The organism is Cryobacterium sp. TMT1-3, from assembly GCF_004402315.1.
Classification (GTDB): Bacteria; Actinomycetota; Actinomycetes; order Actinomycetales; family Microbacteriaceae; genus Cryobacterium; species Cryobacterium luteum.
Genome location: NZ_SOFW01000002.1, coordinates 1 through 18230, shown reverse-complemented (window position 1 = coordinate 18230; position 18230 = coordinate 1). Strand labels below are relative to the sequence as shown.

At 67.0% G+C, this 18230-nt stretch carries 18 protein-coding genes; 1 reads left to right on the top strand and 17 read right to left on the bottom strand.

The window, feature by feature from the left end; genetic code table 11:
- Positions 1-570: hypothetical protein (locus tag E3O25_RS17120; protein ID WP_198410932.1), on the bottom strand; the 570-nt coding region annotated here is incomplete at its 3' end.
- Between the two features lie 241 nt (positions 571-811).
- Here E3O25_RS17120 and E3O25_RS00100 point away from each other — a divergent pair.
- The gene (locus E3O25_RS00100; protein WP_134360164.1) at positions 812-1264 is read left to right on the top strand and encodes a hypothetical protein; all 453 of its coding nucleotides are present in this window, start codon (positions 812-814) and stop codon (positions 1262-1264) included.
- 73 nt (positions 1265-1337) lie between these two features.
- Here the strand turns inward: E3O25_RS00100 and der are convergent, their stop codons facing one another.
- From der to E3O25_RS17280, 16 genes are all read right to left on the bottom strand, one after another.
- On the bottom strand, positions 1338-2852 hold the full coding sequence (der, locus tag E3O25_RS00095; RefSeq protein WP_134360163.1) for a ribosome biogenesis GTPase Der: 1515 nt from the start codon (positions 2850-2852) through the stop codon (positions 1338-1340).
- The gene (gene cmk, locus E3O25_RS00090; protein ID WP_092111519.1) at positions 2845-3537 is read right to left on the bottom strand and encodes a (d)CMP kinase; all 693 of its coding nucleotides are present in this window, start codon (positions 3535-3537) and stop codon (positions 2845-2847) included. Before cmk ends, der begins: the two co-directional genes overlap by 8 nt.
- A gap of 5 nt (positions 3538-3542) precedes the next feature.
- Positions 3543-4625 carry a prephenate dehydrogenase gene (locus E3O25_RS00085; protein WP_134360162.1) on the bottom strand — a complete coding sequence of 361 codons (1083 nt, stop codon included), beginning with the start codon at positions 4623-4625 and terminating at the stop codon, positions 3543-3545.
- 12 nt (positions 4626-4637) lie between these two features.
- Positions 4638-5387, bottom strand: a complete 750-nt coding sequence (locus tag E3O25_RS00080; protein ID WP_241984069.1) for a pseudouridine synthase — start codon at positions 5385-5387, stop codon at positions 4638-4640.
- Between the two features lie 68 nt (positions 5388-5455).
- Positions 5456-6130 carry an SMC-Scp complex subunit ScpB gene (locus tag E3O25_RS00075; protein WP_134360161.1) on the bottom strand — a complete coding sequence of 225 codons (675 nt, stop codon included), beginning with the start codon at positions 6128-6130 and terminating at the stop codon, positions 5456-5458.
- Between the two features lie 4 nt (positions 6131-6134).
- The gene (locus tag E3O25_RS00070; protein WP_134360160.1) at positions 6135-6959 is read right to left on the bottom strand and encodes a ScpA family protein; all 825 of its coding nucleotides are present in this window, start codon (positions 6957-6959) and stop codon (positions 6135-6137) included.
- A complete protein-coding gene (locus E3O25_RS00065) occupies positions 6943-7782 on the bottom strand; it encodes a ParA family protein (RefSeq protein WP_134360165.1) in 840 nt (279 codons plus the stop codon). Before E3O25_RS00065 ends, E3O25_RS00070 begins: the two co-directional genes overlap by 17 nt.
- A gap of 215 nt (positions 7783-7997) precedes the next feature.
- On the bottom strand, positions 7998-8930 hold the full coding sequence (xerD, locus tag E3O25_RS00060; protein WP_134360159.1) for a site-specific tyrosine recombinase XerD: 933 nt from the start codon (positions 8928-8930) through the stop codon (positions 7998-8000).
- A gap of 2 nt (positions 8931-8932) precedes the next feature.
- Positions 8933-9574, bottom strand: coding sequence for an NUDIX hydrolase (locus E3O25_RS00055; RefSeq protein ID WP_092111530.1), 642 nt, complete (start codon positions 9572-9574; stop codon positions 8933-8935).
- The gene (locus tag E3O25_RS00050) at positions 9567-11270 is read right to left on the bottom strand and encodes a CTP synthase (RefSeq protein WP_092111542.1); all 1704 of its coding nucleotides are present in this window, start codon (positions 11268-11270) and stop codon (positions 9567-9569) included. The genes E3O25_RS00055 and E3O25_RS00050 overlap by 8 nt, the downstream gene beginning before the upstream one ends.
- Positions 11271-11315: 45 nt before the next feature.
- Entirely contained in the window at positions 11316-13028 is a 1713-nt protein-coding gene (gene recN, locus E3O25_RS00045; RefSeq protein WP_092111531.1) for a DNA repair protein RecN, read from the bottom strand.
- Positions 13025-13945 carry an NAD kinase gene (locus tag E3O25_RS00040; RefSeq protein WP_092111545.1) on the bottom strand — a complete coding sequence of 307 codons (921 nt, stop codon included), beginning with the start codon at positions 13943-13945 and terminating at the stop codon, positions 13025-13027. Before E3O25_RS00040 ends, recN begins: the two co-directional genes overlap by 4 nt.
- Positions 13946-13949: 4 nt before the next feature.
- Positions 13950-14750: a TlyA family RNA methyltransferase gene (locus E3O25_RS00035; RefSeq protein ID WP_092111547.1), complete on the bottom strand. Its 801-nt coding sequence runs from the start codon at positions 14748-14750 to the stop codon at positions 13950-13952.
- Between the two features lie 86 nt (positions 14751-14836).
- On the bottom strand, positions 14837-15001 hold the full coding sequence (locus E3O25_RS16815; RefSeq protein WP_166787813.1) for a hypothetical protein: 165 nt from the start codon (positions 14999-15001) through the stop codon (positions 14837-14839).
- Between the two features lie 9 nt (positions 15002-15010).
- Positions 15011-16039 (bottom strand): HAD-IIA family hydrolase, encoded by a 1029-nt coding sequence (locus E3O25_RS00030; RefSeq protein ID WP_092111533.1) that lies wholly within the window; start codon positions 16037-16039, stop codon positions 15011-15013.
- Complete coding sequence (locus E3O25_RS17280; RefSeq protein WP_174721685.1) at positions 16017-17267, bottom strand: M48 family metallopeptidase; 1251 nt, start codon at positions 17265-17267, stop codon at positions 16017-16019. Before E3O25_RS17280 ends, E3O25_RS00030 begins: the two co-directional genes overlap by 23 nt.
- Positions 17268-18230 lie beyond the last annotated feature (963 nt).

Sequence of the window (18230 nt, the reverse complement as noted above, 5' to 3'; positions counted from 1 at the left end):
AGCCGGTGCCGGGGTGGGGGCGGGAGCCGGTGCCGGGGTGGGGGCGGGAGCCGGTGCCGGTGCCGGGGCGGGAGCGGGAGCCGGGGTGGGGGCCGGGGTGGGGGCCGGGGTGGGGGCCGGCACGGTCTTCTTTGTGAAACCGACCACGGTCATGGCGACCTTGACGTTCGCGGAGCTGCTGGCGACGACGATGGTTCCGTCGGACTTGCTGGTGACGGGCACCGTATAGGTGCGCTCGGGGCCGTCCCCGGTCGGGGCGGTGAAGTAGTAGCGCTGAGTGTATTCCGGGCCGACGAGTACTTTGATGTCGGTGGGCGCGGCAGCGGTGGTGTCGAACATCACGTCGACCGACGCAGCGTCAGCCGGGATGGTGCCGAGATCGGTAGCAACCTTGCTACCGGCGGGAACCGCGACCGACACGGTGCCGTCGGCGGCCTGAGCTGGAATTGCGGCGAGGCCGCTGAAGGCAACAGCGAAGGCACCGGCCGCGGCGATGAGGGCCAAACGGCGAGAGGAACGAACGACGGGGCGAACGGCAGAGCGCGAAGCGAAAGCAGTGGAGGAGGACATGGTTCACATTTCGTCTGGTGCACATGATCGGGAGGTGCGGGTGGAGGCTGTAGGAGGCCGGGGTGACAAAAATGAGTATTGCCCACAATGGGTAATGTATCAAGCCAACTCGGCTCCTTCTCAGGTTCACCCCGCGTTCAGGGGGTAGACAGTGCACTCGAAATGGGTATGAAAAAGCGGCCGGACCTGCGTTAACAGGCCCGGCCGCATCCGTTCGCGTAATTTGGCAAATTCGACACGTGTGCACGATATTGAGCCAGGAACGAGTTACATTTTTTGGCAGCATTCGTTTCTCGCGGAACACGCGCGAGCGGTAGCGCTTGGAAACTCCCATCACCGGGCGCTCGATCAGGCGATAACTCAGGTAGCCGACGAGCACGACCGCGCCGAACGCACCCACCCAGAAGACGATGGCGACGACCGGGTTGGTCGCAAGGTCAGGGGTGGAAACGAATCCCCAGGCACGCCCGATGACGTTGAGCACGAGCACGTGGCAGAGATAGACCGAGTACGACATGTCGCCGAAGATCGTGAGCCTGGTCAGCACGCCGATACCCCCGCGAGCTTCGATCGCGGTGACTGCGAGCATGATCAGAGCAAACCCGATGCCGAGCGTGAAAGGCCGTTCCAGACCGGGCCCGGCGTAGAGGTCAGCCGGCGTTGCTTCACCGGCGAAGACAACGATGTCACCTGAATGGAATCGAGCTTGTGCCGCACCGGGGCTGTCCCGGCCGGCGTCAAGCTGCGCCGCCCATACAGGGCGGTGCTCACGAGCGTTTGCGCTTCTCGCGAACTCGCATACTGAGGTTGATCGGGCTGCCCTCGAAGCCGTAGATCTCGCGCAGGCGACGCTGGATGTAACGACGGTAGCCCGGGTCGAGGAATCCGGTGGTGAACACCACGAACGTCGGCGGGCGGCTCGAGGCCTGGGTGCCGAACAGGATGCGCGGCTGCTTGCCACTGCGCACGGGGTGCGGGTGGGCGGCGGCGAGTTCGGCCAGGAAGGCGTTGAACTTGCCGGTGGCGATGCGGGTGTCCCACGACTCGAGCGCGAGCTCGAGGGCCGGAACCAGCTTCTCCATGTGGCGGCCGGTCTTGGCCGAAATGTTCACGCGCGGTGCCCAGGCCACGTGGGCCAGGTCCTGCTCGATTTCACGCTCGAGGTAGCGGCGACGGTCGTCGTCGATCTGGTCCCACTTGTTGAAAGCGAGCACGAGCGCACGACCCGATTCGATGACGAGGTCGATGACGCGGATATCCTGCTCGCTGATGACCTCGGTCACGTCGAGCAGCACAACGGCCACCTCGGCCTTTTCCAGGGCAGCGCTGGTGCGCAGCGAAGCGTAGAAGTCGGCGCCCTGCGAAAGGTGCACTCTCCGGCGGATTCCGGCGGTGTCGACGAAACGCCACACCTTGCCGCCGAGCTCGACCTGCTCGTCGACCGGGTCGCGGGTCGTGCCGGCGAGTTCGTTGACGACAACGCGCTCCTCCCCCACGACCTTGTTGAGCAGGCTGGACTTGCCGACGTTCGGGCGTCCGAGAATGGCCACGCGGCGCGGGCCGCCCACTTCCTGCTTGGCAACGTTGGAAATTTCGGGCAGCACGAGCAGAATCGCGTCGAGCAGGTCGGCAACACCACGACCGTGCAGGGCGGAGACCGGCCACGGCTGCCCGAGACCGAGCGACCACAGGCTGGCCGCTTCGGGTTCCTGGCGCACGTCGTCGACCTTGTTGGCGATCAAGAAGACGGGCTTGCCGCTCTTGCGAAGCATGCGCACGACCGCTTCGTCGGTCGAGGTCGGGCCCACGTTGGAGTCGACGACGAACATGACGAGGTCGGACAGGTCGATGGCGATCTCAGCCTGGGCGGCGACGGAGGCGTCGATGCCCTTGGCGTCGGGCTCCCACCCGCCGGTGTCGACGAGGCTGAACTTGCGTTCGTTCCAGTCGCCCTTGTACGCGACGCGGTCTCGCGTGACACCGGGGGTATCCTCGACGACGGCCTCACGGCGGCCGAGGATGCGGTTGACCAGCGCAGACTTGCCCACGTTCGGGCGGCCGACGATGGCGATCACCGGAACCGCCGGCAGATACTGGATCGCGTCGGGGTCGTCGGTGACGGCCTGCAGTACGTCGAGGTCTTCCTCGTCGAGGTCGTAGTTGTCGAGGTCGGTGCGCAGCGCCGCGGATCGCCGGGTGGCGAGTTCCTCGTCGAGGTTGGCGAGTCGTTCCGCCAGCTCGGTGTCGAGCGCTGTGCTCGTGTCGTCGTATTCGTTACTCATTCAAAGCCTGCTTCATGCGTGTGTGGTAGACGTCGATGACCGCTTCAATGGTCTGCTCGAAGTCGAGATGGGTGGAGTCGACGGTTATCACACCGTCTGCAGCGCTCATGAAATCGACAACCTGTGAGTCAGCACGATCGCGTGATCGCAACTGTTCTGCCACGGTTTGGGCCGATTGGGTCGTTATTTCCGCAGAGCGTCTAGCCATTCTAGCCTCCTCGGATGCGGTCAGTAGAATGCGCACCTCAGCCTCGGGGGCGACGATGGTCGTGATGTCGCGTCCTTCGACCACGACACCGGGTCGATCCACGTTCTCGGCGATGCTCCGAAACAAGTCGGTGAGCGCCCGGCGCACCTCGGGAACGCGGGCGACGGCGCTGACCGCTGCACTGACCTCCGGCGAGCGGATGGCGTCGGTCACGTCGGTCTGTCCCACCGTGACGAAGTATTCGTCGGGGTCGGTTCCGATCGCATAGTCGAAGTCTTTCAGGAGGGCGGTGACGGCATCCGCTTGGCTGCTGTCGGTGTGGCGGTCAAGCGCCAGCCAGGCCAGCGCACGGTAGGCGGCACCGGTGTCGAGGTAGGCGAAGCCAAGGCGGCGTGCGATGGCACGACTCACGCTCGACTTGCCGCTGCCGGCCGGTCCATCGATGGCGACGACGGTGGGGAGGGAGTGACGTGCCATGTGCGTTAACCAGCAATCCGCCAGCCGCGGGCGGCCAGCTCTTCGGTGAGGCGGGTGACGGCCTCGGGCAGGACAGAGATTTCGGCGAGGCCGATCTGGGCGCCCGGCGAGTGTTCCAAGCGTAAGTCTTCGAGGTTAACGTTCAACTCGCCGATGTCGTTGAGCAGGCGAGCGATCTGGCCCGGCTGATCGTTGACCATGACGACCATCGAGGAGAAGCGGCGGTCCTGCCCGTGTTTGCCGGGCAGGCGGGCCACCCCGGCGTTGCCGCCGGCCAGTTCTTCGGCAACTTTGCGCTGCGCTCCCGGAGCGGCCGGGTCTTCCAGAGCGTCGATGAAGCGGTCAAGGTCGTCGCGGTAGGCCAACAGCACATCGCGCACCGGTTTGGCGTTGGCGCCGAGAATCTGCACCCACAGGTCGGGGTCGCTCGCGGCGACCCTGGTGACGTCGCGCAGGCCCTGGCCGGCAAGGTTGAGCGAGGAATGCGCCGCTCCGGTAAGGCGGCGGGCCATCAGGGTCGAAATGACCTGCGGCACGTGCGAGACCAGCGCGACCCCGAGGTCGTGCTCCTCGGGGGTCATCTCCACCAGAATGGCACCGAGGTCGAGGATGAGATCATCGATCGCGCCGGCCTGCTGGTAGCTGATCGCGTCGTGCGCGGCGACGACCCAGGGGCGGCCGATGAACAGGTCGGCGCGGCCGGAGAGCGGCCCACCCTTCTCCCGACCGGCGAGCGGATGCGAGCCGATGTAGCGGCTGATGTCGGCTCCGCGCTCGCGCAGCTCGGCGAGCGGGGCGAGTTTGACGCTCGCGACATCCGTCACGATCGCGCCCGGGTAGGCCTCGAGCTCGCGGGCGACGATCTCCGCGGTGACATCCGGCGGCACGCAGACCACGATGAGCTGCGGCAGATCGCCCGGCGCTGCGGCGCGACCGGCGCCGTAGTCGATGGCAATGCGCAGGTTGGTCGGCGAGGCGTCGGCCAGGATCGTCTCGATCTGGCGGCCCCGCAGACCGAGCCCGACGCTGGTTCCGAGCAGTCCGACGCCGACGATGCGCACCGGGCCGACGAGGCGGCTTTCCCCCATATGCGTCAGTCCTTAGTCGGCGTCGGGCCGTGCGCTGGGCGCCTGGCGGGAGACGGTGAGCAGCTGGCCGAGTTCTTCCCGGGTGAGTTCGCGAACGGCACCCTGCTGCAGGGTGCCGAGGTTCAGCGGCCCGAACTGGCGACGCACGAGGTCGACCACGGGGTGACCGACGGCGTCGAGCATCCGTCGCACGATGCGGTTGCGCCCGGAGTGCAGGGTGAGCTCGACCATGCTGAAGCCGCCGCCGGGAGGGCTCGTGAGGATGCGCGCCTTGTCGGCGTGGATGGGGCCGTCTTCGAGTTCGATGCCGCTCTGCAGCTGGCCGATGGTCTGCGGTGAGACACGGCCCTCGACCTTGGCGATGTAGGTCTTGGAGACGCCGAACGAGGGGTGGGCGAGCACGTGGGCGAGGTCACCGTCGTTGGTGAGGATGAGCAGGCCGCTGGTCTGGGCGTCGAGGCGGCCCACGTTGAACAGGCGTTCGTCGAACTGGTCGGTGAATTCGCGCAGGTCGGGGCGGCCGCTTTCGTCCTGCATCGAGGAGACGACGCCGACCGGCTTGTTGAGCATGAGGTAACGGCGGGTGGTGTCGAGCTGCACGGCCACGTTGTCGACGGCGACCTGGTCGGTTTCGGGGTGCACGCGGCGGCCGAGTTCGGTGACGACCTTGCCGTTCACGCGCACACGCCCGGAGGTGATGAGGTCTTCGGAGACACGACGGCTGGCGACTCCGGCCGAGGCGAGAACCTTCTGCAGGCGCACGCCGTCGGCTGCAGCCTCCGGGTTGAAGTTCGGGTCGCGCGGGGCGCTGTCGTTGGTCGTATTGTCGGTCAAAGCAGATCCTCGAATCCGTCGGTTCCGCCGTCGAGCAACGGCGAGAGGTGGGGTAACTCGTCGAGCGAGTTGATTCCGAGCTGGGTGAGCAGCAAGTCTGTGGTGGCGTAGTTGATGGCGCCGGTTTCACTGTCGGTGAACGCCTCGGTGACCAGGCCGCGACCGAGCAGCGTGCGCACCACGGAGTCGACATTGACCGCGCGGATGCTTGCGACCTGGCCGCGACTGATCGGCTGCTTGTAGGCGATCACAGCGAGGGTTTCGAGCGCTGCCTGGCTGAGCCGGCTGGGATTTTGGGTCAGCACGAAGTCGGTCACGAGTTTGTCGTGGGTGGCGCGTACGTAGATGCGCCAGCCGCCGGCGACCTCGCGCAGCTCAAAGCCGCGGCGCACCGTTTCACTGCCGTTGAAGCTGCTGTTGCCGTCGAAATCGGCCACGAGCCGGGCAACGGATGCCGCCACCTCGGCGATCGTCCGGCCGACGGCGGTCGCGAGGTGCACGATGCTCTGCGGTTCGTCGGCGACCATGAAGACGGCCTCAAGCTGTCGGTCAAGGGCGTGCGCGGCGGTGTCGCTGGCGGCCGGCGAAACGGATGCTGCGGCGTGCGTTTGCGGGGTGCGTGATCGGATGTCGGTGGCCTGGTCTACCGTGTTTCTGAAGTCAGTTGTCATGTGGTCAGTTGTCATAGTCGGCTCCGAGCGATGCGAGGTTGTCGTCGGTCCAGTCCTGCCCGTTCAGGGACTGCGTATTCCAGCGCAGGGTGAGCTCACCGAGGGGCTCGATCTGGTCGAAAGAGAGGGCGCCGTGGCGGTAGAGCTCGAGCACCGCGAGAAAACGGGCGATGATGACGCCCTTCTGGTCGGCGCCGGCGATGAGTGCGCGGAACGAGACCGGCTCCCCCGGCTTCAGCATGGCGACGACATAAGCGGCCTGTTCGCGAATGCTGACCAGCGGCGCGTGCAGGTGGTCGAGGCCCACAATGGGCAGCTCGCGCGGCGCGAGCGCGACGGTGGCCAGGGCGGCGAAGTCGGCGAGGGAGAGCGTCCAGACCAGCTCAGGGGTGCTCTGACGGTACTTCTCTTCGAGGCGCACCGACCGCACGTGGCGGCGGGTCTCCGTGTCAAGCTGGCTGGTGAACCAGCTCGCGGCTTCCTTGAACGCGCGGTACTGCAGCAGGCGGGCGAACAGTAGGTCGCGGGCTTCGAGCAGGGCGACATCTTCTGCGTCGACGAGTTCGCCCTGCGGCAGCAGCCCGGCCACTTTGAGGTCGAGCAGCGTCGCGGCGACAACGAGAAACTCGGTCGCCTGATCGAGCTCTTCGGTGGCGTCAAGGCCGCGCAGGTAGGAGATGAACTCGTCGGTGACCTGGCTCAGCGAGATCTCGGTGATGTCGAGTTCGTGCCGGGTGATCAGTTTCAACAGCAGGTCGAACGGGCCCTCGAAGTTGCCGAGGGCGACCGAAAACGCGGGCTTCTCGGGCGCGCTAGGCGACTGCGCCACGGTGGATCAGTTCGCGGGCCACCTGCAGGTACGCCTTGGCAGCGGCGTGCTCGGGCGCGAAGTCGGTGATGGGCACCCCGGCCACGCTCGCATCGGGGAATTTCACGGTGCGCCCGATGACGGTTTCGAGCACGCTGTGGCCAAAGGCATCAACGACGCGCTCGAGCACCTCGCGGGAGTGCAGAGTGCGGGAGTCGTACATCGTGGCGAGGATTCCGTCGAGTTCGATCGCCGGGTTGAGCCGGTCGCGCACCTTGTCGATGGTTTCGATGAGCAGGGCCACGCCGCGCAGAGCGAAGAATTCGCACTCGAGTGGGATCAGCACACCGTGGCTGGCGGTGAGCGCGTTGACGGTGAGGATGCCGAGGGAAGGCTGGCAGTCGATCAGGATGACGTCGTAGTCGCCGGAGACCTTGCGCAGCACGCGGGCCAGAATCTGCTCTCGGGCCACCTCGTTGACCAGGTGGACCTCGGCGGCCGAGAGATCGATGTTGGCGGGGATGACGTCGAGGCCCTCGACCGAGGTCGACTGGATTGCGTCTTTCGGGTCGACCTTGCCGTTGAGCAGCAGGTCGTAGATGGTGGTGACGTCGTGGGTGGGCACGCCGAGGCCGGCCGACAGGGCACCCTGCGGGTCGAAGTCGACAGCGAGCACCCGGCGGCCGTAGCTGGCCAGGGCGGCACCGAGGTTGATGGTCGTCGTGGTCTTGCCGACGCCGCCCTTCTGGTTGCAGAGGGAGATGATGCGAGCCGGACCATGGCTTTTCAGCGGTTCAGGGGCAGCGAACTCGTGTTTTTCACGTCCGGTCGGACCCACCGGCATGTCGTCGAAACCGGGTAGCGAAATTCGCTCGCTCAACTTGCGCGTCACTGGCCCGTCCTCGCTTCGTCTGCACCCATCACTTGGTCGATTGTAGCGAGTGTTCGGCTGGTCGCCGTAAGGATCGCCGAGCACCCCGTCACCCATCTCTCGCGCGAGCCGGAAAAGCGTGGCTTCAGCACCTGCGAAGCAACGATATTGCCGCTCTCGCGGACGGGTCAGCGTGCGCGCGGATGGGCGGTGGTGTACATGTCGCGCAGGGTGTCCGCGGTGACCAGGGTGTAGATCTGGGTGGTTGCGACCGAGGAATGGCCGAGCAGCTCCTGCACCACGCGCACGTCGGCACCTCCGGCGAGCAGGTGCGTCGCGAAGGAGTGTCGCAGGGTGTGCGGCGACACGGGCACGGTGAGTCCGGCCCGCTCGGCGGCCGCGCGAATGATCAGCCAGGCATTCTGCCGGCTGACCCGCTGCCCGCGCACGCCGAGGAACAGGGCCGGCGTCGACCGACCGCGCGCCGACAGCAGCGGCCGGGCTCGCACGAGATAGTTCGAGACCGCGGCGCGTGCGAAGCTGCCGACCGGCACCATGCGCTGTTTATCGCCCTTGCCGGTGAGGCGCACCGAGTCGAACACCTCCACGAGTACATCGTCAACGTTGAGGTTGACCACCTCGCTCACCCGGGCGCCGGTCGCGTAGAGCAGTTCGAGCAGGGCTTTGTCGCGCAGCCGTTGCACGTCGTCGCCGTCGGTCGCCGCGAGCAGCGCCTCGACCTGCTCGATCGAAATGGCCTTGGGCAGCCGCAGGGCGAGCTTGGGCGGTTTGGTGTCGTGCGCGACATCCGCTTCGACGAGGCCTTCATCGAGAAGGAAGCGGTGGAATCCGCGCACGGTCGAGAGAACCCTGGCGATCGACGCGGCGGTCAGCGGCGATGGGGCGCGCAGGCCGAGATGCTGCACGAAAGCCGAAATGTGCTGCCGGGTGACCGCCCGCAGGTCGCTGACCGGCCGAGACGGCGCCTCCTCCGAGCTGGCCACCAACCAGGCCGTATACAGCCCGAGATCACGCCGGTACGCGGCGACGGTGTTCGCGGCGAGGCCACGCTCGACCGCCACGTGCCGCAGATACCCATCCACCGCCGTGGCGATCGACATGCTCAGGCCGTGCTGGTGCGCGAATGCAGGCTGAGCGGATGCCGCGGCCACGGCAGGTCAGCCGGCGCGAGCGTGCTCCACCCGCGGGAACGAGCAACCTGAGCGGCCAGCACAGCCACGATCAGGATCGGGTTGCTGATGCGCCGCGCCAGTACGGCGTCGACGCACTCATCGAGCGGCACCCAGCGCAGTTCGATGTCGGCTTCTTCCTCGGTGCGGTCGAAGGCGGCGACCGCAGAGACGTCGCGCGCCAGATACACCCGGATGGCTTCGTTGCTGCCGCCGGGTGAGGTGTAGAACTCGGTGAGCAGCGCCCACTCGGAGGCGACGACATCCGCTTCTTCGGCCAGCTCCCGCTGGGCCCCGACGACGGCATTCTCGCCGGTGACGTCGAGCAGACCGGCCGGCAGTTCCCAGCCGCGCAGGCCCGTCGGGTGCCGGTACTGCTTGATCAGCAGCACCCGGTCGTGCTCGTCGAGGGCGAGCACCGCGACCGCGCCGGGGTGCTCGATGTACTCGCGGGTGATGTTCGAGCCGTTGTAGTCGAACGAATTGCGCCGCACATTCCAGATGGCCCCGTCATAGACGACGTCGCTCGCGGTCACCGCTACCGCAACGACGTCGTCCTGCAGGGCGTCAGGCACTGAGTTCTTCCTTCACCTCGAACAACCGGCTGGCCTGCTGGCGGTCGAGCGCGGCTTTGATCAGACCTTTGAAGAGCGGATGCGCGTGGTTCGGCCGTGACCGCAGCTCCGGGTGGGACTGCGTACCGACGTAGAACGGGTGCTCCTCGCGTTTGAGCTCGACGTACTCCACCAGGTGGCGGTCGGGGCTGGTACCGGAGAACCACAGGCCAGCCAGGGCGATCTGATCGCGGAAGGCGTTGTTGACCTCGTAGCGGTGACGGTGCCGTTCGGAGGCTTCACTGGCGCCGTACAGTTCGGCGACGAGGGACCCTTCGGCGAGGGTGGCCGGGTAGAGTCCGAGGCGCATGGTGCCGCCGAGGTCGCCGCCGGCGATGATCTCGACCTGCTCTTCCATGGTCGCGATGACCGGGAATTCGGTTTCCGGGTCGAATTCGCTCGACGAGGCGCCGGGCAGGTTGGCTTTGTTGCGGGCGTATTCGATGACCATGCACTGCAGGCCAAGGCACAGGCCGAGCGTGGGGATACCGTTCTCGCGAGCGAATTTGAGGGCGCCGAGCTTGCCCTCGATGCCGCGGATTCCGAAGCCGCCCGGCACGCAGATGCCGTCGAGCTCGCCGAGCAGGCGCGCCGCTCCCTCGTCGGTTTCGCAGTCGTCGGAACCGATCCAGACGATTTTGACCTTGGCCTGGTTGGCGAATCCGCCGGCGCGCAGGGCCTCGGTGACCGAGAGGTAGGCATCCGGCAGGTCAATGTACTTGCCGACCAGGCCGATGGTGACCTCGTGTTTGGGGTGGCGAACCGACTCGAGCAGTTTCTCCCAGCCGGTCCAGTCCACAGTGCCAGCCGCGAGGCCGAGGGCGTTGACGATGTACTTGTCGAGGCCCTGGTCGTGCAGCATCGTGGGGATCTCGTAGATCGACGAGACGTCGGGGCAGTTCACCACGGCGTCTTCGTCGACGTCGCACATGAGCGCGATCTTGCGCTTGTTCGACTCGGACACCGGCCGGTCGCTGCGCAGCACGAGGGCGTCGGGCTGGATTCCGATCGAGCGCAGGGTGGCGACGGAGTGCTGGGTGGGCTTGGTCTTCTGTTCGCCGGCCGCACCGAGGAACGGCACGAGAGAGACGTGCACGAAGAACACGTTGCCGCGGCCGAGTTCGTGGCGCACCTGGCGGGCCGCCTCGAGGAACGGCTGGGATTCGATGTCTCCGACGGTGCCGCCGACCTCGGTGATGATCACGTCGGGGCGTACCTCGTCGCTCGCCTGCAGGCGCATGCGACGCTTGATCTCATCGGTGATGTGCGGGATGACCTGCACGGTGTCACCGAGGTACTCACCGCGACGCTCCTTGGCGATGACCTGCGAGTAGACCTGACCGGTTGTCACGTTGGCCGACTGGCCGAGGTTGATGTCGAGAAAACGTTCGTAGTGCCCGATATCGAGGTCGGTCTCGGCACCGTCGTCGGTCACGAAGACCTCACCGTGCTGGAACGGGTTCATCGTTCCCGGATCGACGTTGAGATAGGGGTCGAGCTTCTGCATGACGACCCGCAGGCCGCGCGCCGTGAGCAGGTTTCCGAGGCTGGCCGCCGTCAAGCCCTTACCGAGCGAGGAGACCACACCCCCGGTCACGAAGATGTGCTTCACGGTATCGCCTGAACTGCGCGAGCCGTCTGATCGGTCCGTAAGTATATTTTCCACCACGGGCTTCAATGCTATCACCAGAAAATTTGTCGCTTACTTTTTAGGGGGACGAGGGGTGGACTGGGCCAGGTCGAGCAACTCCCTGGCATGTTCGAGGCCGCTTTTCGAGTCGGGTAGGCCAGAGAGCAGGCGCGCCATTTCGGCGGCGCGGTCCTCGCCGCGCAACTGGCGCACGCTTGAGGCCGTGACCGATCCGTCGCTGTCTTTGACGACGCTGAGGTGGTTGCCGGCGAACGCGGCGACCTGGGCGAGGTGGGTGACGACGATGACCTGGGCGGTTTCGGCGAGCCGGGCGAGCCTGCGGCCGATTTCAATCGCGGCGGCCCCGCCCACACCGGCGTCGATCTCGTCGAAGACGAAGGTGGGTACCGGGTCGGTCGCGTTGATGACCACCTCGATGGCGAGCATCACCCGAGACAGTTCCCCACCGGATGCCCCGCGCGCCAACGCGCGCGGCTCCGCGCCGGCGTGTGGTTGCAGCAGCAGGCGCACGAGGTCACTGCCGGTGACGGTGAACTCCGGGGCGGATTCGACCTCCACGTGCAGCACAGCGTCGGGCATGGCGAGCGCACCGAGCTCGGCTGTGACCCGGCTGCCGAGTTGCACGGCTGCCGCCTGGCGCAACGCGGTGAGGGCGGCGGCGAGGGTCGTGACCAGCGTATGGTCAGCATCCGCTTCACGGCTGAGCTGCTCGATGCGATCGGAGTCGGAGTCGAGCTCGAGCAGCCGGGCGCTGCCGCTCGTGAGAAATTCGATGGCCTCCTCGAGGCCGCCTGGATATTTGCGGGCCAGGACGCTCAGTTCCGCGCGGCGCTCCTGCACGATTTCCAGTTCGCGGGCGCCGTCGGCATCGAGGCCGGCCAGGTAGCTCGAGAGTTCGGCGGCGATATCGGCGACGACGAAACCGACGTTGGCGATCGCGGCGACGAGCGGTGGCAGGGCCACATCGTGGGCGGCGACCCGGTCGAGGGCGCGCCTCGCGGTTTCGAGCAGGGCGACCGTGTCGGGGATGTTGTCGGGGTTGTCTTCGGCGGAGATGAGCTGACGGGCTTCTTCGCCGGCCAGGCGCAGTTCTTCGAGGTTGCCGAGCCGTTCGGCGCGTTCGCCCAGTTCGGTGTCTTCACCGGGTTGCGGGGCGACCGTTTCGATCTCGGTCAGCGCGGCGCGCAGGTCGTCGGCCTCACGGGCGCGCAGGTCTCGTTCGGTCTGGAGCCGGTCCAGCTCGGCCTGGTTGACCTGCCAGCGGTGGAAGGCGTGCTGGTAGTCACCGAGCACGGCGGCGAGCTCGGGGCCGGCGAAACGGTCGAGGGCGTCACGTTGGGCGGTGGCCGAGCGCAACCGCACCTGGTCGCTCTGGCCGTGCACCACGACGAGGTCGTTGCGCAGGTCTCCGAGCACGCTCGCCGGAGCGCCGCGTCCCCCGACCATCGCGCGGCTGCGGCCCTCGCTCGAGACGGAGCGGCCGAGGATGAGTTCGGGTCCGTCGAGGTCTCCCCCGGCATCGCGCACCCGGTCGGCGACCGCGCCGGCCGGGTCGATGACCCAACGGCCCTGCACGAAACTCTGCGGCTGGCCCTGACGCACGGTGCCGGCATCCGCTCGATCGCCGAGCAGGAGTCCGAGCGCGGTGACGACCATGGTCTTGCCGGCGCCGGTTTCGCCGGTGACCGCGGTGAACCCGGGGCCGAGCGGCAGCGTGGCCTCGGCGATGACGCCGAGGTCGCGGATGAACAGCTCGTCGATCACTCGCGACCGACCGGGCCACGCCAGCCGGTGACGGGCAGGTTGAACTTGTTCACCAGGCGGTCGGTGAACGGGCCGATGTGCAGGCGGGCCAGGCGCACCGGAACGCTCGAGCGGCGCACGATCACGCGGGCTTTGATCGGCAGGTCGCAGGTGCGGCGACCGTCGGCGCAGAGCACGGCGCGGGCCCCGGTGCGGGAGAGCACCTCGACGGCGAGCGAGGAATCGGGTCCGACGACGAGGGGGCGGGCGAACAGGGCGTGGGCGCTGAGCGGAACCAGCAGGAGTGCTTCAACGCCGGGCCAGACGATCGGGCCGCCGGCCGAGAACGAGTACGCGGTGGAGCCGGTCGGGGTGGACAGCACGACGCCGTCGCAGCCAAACGATGACAGCGGGCGACCGTCAACCTCCACGACGACCTCGATCATTCGTTCACGGCTGGCCTTTTCGACGGTGACCTCGTTGAGCGCCCAGGTTTCGTAGACAACCTCGTCGGCGACCTTGACCCGCACCGACAGGGCAAGGCGTTCTTCGACCTCGTAGTCGCCTTTGAGGGCGCGGCGCACGGCCTCACCGAGGTCGTCGCGCTCACTCTCGGCGAGAAATCCGACGTGACCGAGGTTGATGCCCAGCAGCGGGGCCGAGCAGCCGCGCACGAGTTCAGCAGAGCGCAGAATTGTGCCGTCGCCCCCGAGCACGATGACCAGCTCGAGCTCTGCGGTCGACACGCTCTCGCCGAGAATGGCGATGTGTCCGTTGAGCTCCGGCGAGGAGGCGAGCAGGTCGGCGCGTTCGTCCGGGGCGAGCACCGGTACGGCGCCGCTCGCGATGAGCTGCTCGCACACCGTAGCGGCAGCTTCGAGCGAATCGGCTCGACCGGTGTGCGCCACGATGAGAAAGTACCGCGGGGTGTCACTCAACTCGTCACGCTCCCACCACGGTTTCAATCCGGGCCATCCATTCTGTCGGATTCGAGCCGCTCGTGGCGCTCATCCAGCACAGATACTCGTGATTGCCGGCGGCCCCAATGATGGGTGAGGCGATGACGCCGCAGGTTTTCAGCCCGAGGTCGTGACCGGCCCAGAGCACGCCGGCCACGGAGTCGCTGCGCAGGCCTTTGTCGTGCACGATGCCCTCGCGGATGCCGCCGCGGCCCACTTCGAACTGTGGTTTGATCAGCAGCACGAAGTCAGCTCCCGGCGCGGCGGTCGCCACGAGGGCCGGCAGCACGGTGGTGAGCGAGATGAACGACAAGTCCGCCACGACGAGGTCGGGCCTTTCCTCGATTCCGGATGCCCCGGCGAGCGTTTCCGGGGTCGCATAGCGGATGTTGTAGCCCTCGACCAGCAACAGCTGCGGCTCGGTCTTCAGTTGCGCTGCCAGCTGACCGTGGCCGACGTCCACGGCGATGACGTGGGCGGCGCCGCGTTCGAGCAGCACCTGGCTGAACCCGCCGGTACTCGCGCCCGCGTCGAGCGCCGTGCGGCCGGTGACGGTGATTGTGAAGGCGTCGAGGGCGGCGTTGAGCTTGTGGGCGCCCCGGCTCACGTAGTGATCGGTGGCGGCCACCTCGAGAACCGAGTCCGCCGCGACTTTGGTGCTGGCTTTCACGACCGGCAGCCCGTTGACGGTGACGAGGCCGTCGGCGATGAGCTTGGCGGCAACCGTTCGGGAGCGCACCAGCCCACGATCGGCGAGGGCGGCGTCGAGGCGGGTGGCGGGCATCCGTTCGGGGAGGCTGTCAACCGGGGTGGCGTCGTTCACTGGCTCAGGCATGGGTGCGTCTGTTTCGTGGTCGTGTGCGGAGTCGGTCATGCCGGGCCCGTCGGGTCGGTCGGGTCCGTGTCAGCGTCTTCGAGCTGTGCGCGTAATTGTTCGTGCAGCTGCCCGAACAGGTCGGCTCGTTGTTCGAGCGGTCGGGTCTCGATGTCGGTCAGCTGCGCGTCGAGATCGACCGGTTCGGGTTGGGGGTTCACAGGTCTAGGCTACTGCGCGAGATACAGTCGCTCCGGAACGTTGAGCCCGTAAATGGCCCGCCCGGATCGGTAGATCGCGGCGCACGCGGCGCGAAGCAGGTCGATTCCGCCGTCGCCGTCCTTCACAATCTGCACATCGTTGCCGGAGATGCGCACACTCGCACCGTTCACCGTTGCGGTCGAGCCGTCTTTGGAGAACACGGTCTCCGGGTAGGGTTCGTGCAGCTGCTGCAGGTTCTCAAGGATGAACGCCGGGCGGGAGTCCTTATCGGCGGCGAGGGCCTGCTTGGCCCGGTCGATGCCGGTGAGCACGAGTACCGCCGGTATTCCCGCCCGATTCGCACCGAGAATGTCGGTGTCGAGCCGGTCACCGATGAAGAGCGCGTTCTGCGCGCCGAAGCGCCGTGTCGCCTCCTGGAAGATCGCCACTTCGGGCTTGCCGGCCACGACCGGGAGTCGGCCGACGGCCGTGTGCACGGCGGAGACAAGTGTGCCGTTGCCGGGTGCGATGCCGCGGGCCACCGGAATGGTCCAGTCGGTGTTAGTTGCGATCCATGGAATTCCAGTGCCGACGCCGTCGGCGTTCAGGGCGAACGCCGCCTCGGCCAGGTGCACCCAGCCGACCTCGGGCGCAAAGCCCTGGATCACCGCGGCTGGCTTGTCGTCGGCGGATCGGGTCACCACGAATCCGGCCTTGACGACCTCGTCGACGAGACCGTCGCCCCCGACGACGAGGATGCTCGCGCCCGGTTCCACCTGCTCCGCCAGCAGCCGCACGGCCGCCTGCGGGGAGGTGACGACATCCGCTGCCGCAACGTTCAGCCCCAGCTGGGTGAGGTGGTCGGCAACCGACTGGTCAGTGCGGGAGGCGTTGTTGGTGATGTAGCCAATGCGGATGGTCTCGGCGGCGCGATTCAGGCTTTCAACGGCGAAGGGAATCGCCGCCGGGCCCGCGTACACCACACCGTCGAGGTCGGCCAGCAGAACGTCAACGCCGTGAAGCGGCGTCGCCGGTTCAGGCTTTCGGCGATGCAGCATCCGGCTCCGTCGCTGTGTCGATCATCGAAGCGGATGCTGCAGTTGCAGCGGGAGTCTCGTCGATCTCGTCGTCAGTTTCCGCGGTGCCCACCGTTTCGGTGACGATGTCGTCGGCGTCGTCAGTGTCGTTTGCGGCTGGCTGGTCGACCACTCCGAGTCCGGCAGCGGCGACTACCCTGGCAGCTTCGCCGGCCGCCACGGTTTCGTCATCATCATCGTCGTCATCGCCGGAATTGCCGGCGAAGTATTCGTCGTCGTCGTCCATCTCTTCGATTTCAATGGTTTCGTCTGTGTCACCAGGGGCGCCCAGAGCGGCGTCGGCGCGGGAGGCCCGCTCGAGCCACTCGTCGGCTTCGTCCTCACGGCCGAGTTCGGTCAACACCTCGGCGTAGGCGGCGAACAGCTCGGGGCTGTAGGAGAAGGCCGTGTTGGGGTTGAGCTGCGGAATTTCGAGTTCGACCAGCGCAGCATCCGTTTCACCGAGGTCGAGGCGTGCACCGGACATGGCGATGGCCAGGCCCACCTGAACGGACGGTGACAGCGTGCTGCGATCGACCGAACGGCCCAGTTCGAGGGCACGGTCGGGACGGCCGACGCCCCGTTCGCTGTCGACCATGAGGGGCAGCTGGTCGTTCGAGCCGGAAATTCGACGGTAGGTGCGCAGTTCGCGCAGGGCCAGGGCGAAGTCGCCGGTGGCGTAGGCGGTGATCGCGAGGCTCTCCCGCACGACGCCGATGCGACCGGCCCGACGGGCGGCGCTCATCACGTGCTGGTGTGCGAGCTGCGGGTTCTCGTCGATGACGCGGGCGGCCATCGCCAGGTGGCGACCGACGGTCTCGGCGTTCTCCTTGGTGAGGGTCTTGAGCTCGTTGCGGGCGATGCGGTCGAGATCGTTGGCCGTGATGTCGTCGGGAAGTTCCGGGTCGTCGTGGCGAGGACGCACCGAACGCAGCTCGCGCTGCATGCGCTGCTCTTCGGTCATTTCCTCTTCGACGACGCGCGCATCACGATCGTTGCGGGCGGGGGCACCGTCACGGGTCCACAGCTTCTTGCCGGCGTCGACGCGCGGAGCGCCGGCACGGTTCGGTGAGCCACCGCGCTGCGTCCACGGCTTGCTGTCGCTGTCCGAACGCGGGCGGTCGCTGCTGGGCCGATCGCTGCGCTCGGGCCGAGCGCCATCTTTGGCCCACGGCTTGCGTTCTCCACCCTNGCTCGGGCCGAGCGCCATCTTTGGCCCACGGCTTGCGTTCTCCACCCTGCGCCGGGCGATCGGAGTTGCCGCGGTAGGGAGGACGCTCGCCCTGCGCGGGACGATCAGAGTTACCCCGGTACGGTGCGCGGTCGTTGCCGCCGGAGGCACGGTCAGAATTACCCCGGTACGGAGGACGCTCGCCCTGCGCGGGACGATCAGAGTTACCGCGATAAGGAGGACGCTCGCCCTGCGCGGGACGATCAGAGTTACCCCGGTACGGTGCGCGGTCGTTGCCGCCGGAGGGACGGTCAGAGTTACCGCGATAAGGAGGACGCTCGCCCTGCGCGGGACGATCAGAATTACCCCGGTACGGTGCGCGATCGCTGCCGCCGGAGGGACGGTCAGAGTTGCCCCGGTACGGTGCGCGATCGCTGCCGCCGGACGGGCGATCAGAGTTGCCCCGATACGGAGGACGCTCGCCCTGCGTGGGACGGTCAGAGTTGCCGCGATAGGGAGCCCGGTCGTTGCCACCATAGGTGGATCGGTCGGAGTTGCCACGATAAGGAGGACGTTCGCCGCCCTGAGCGGGGCGGTCGGAATTACCACGGTACGGAGGCTTGGCGCCATCGCGGCCGCCGGAAGGTCGCCCATTCGAGGGTCGGCCGCTCTGGTTCGAACGACGGTCGTCCTGACCGTTGTTGCGGGAATCGCCGTCGCGGGGTCCTGAAGGGCTCACTGTATCTCCTGTGTAATTAGTCCGGCATTTCGACAGACACTTCAAGCCTAATCCCTTAGGCAAAACGGCGCTGAGAACCCAGCAAAGTGGATGCCGCACCCAGCAGGCGAATCCGTACGGACGGCGTTCGGGTTAACGCAGAACGGCCACCCTTTCGGGTGGCCGTTAACGCAGAAAGGCCACCCGGGGGTGGCCTTTCTGGTCGTTCTAAGTTAAGTCCGGCGGTGTCCTACTCTCCCACAGGGTCCCCCCTGCAGTACCAT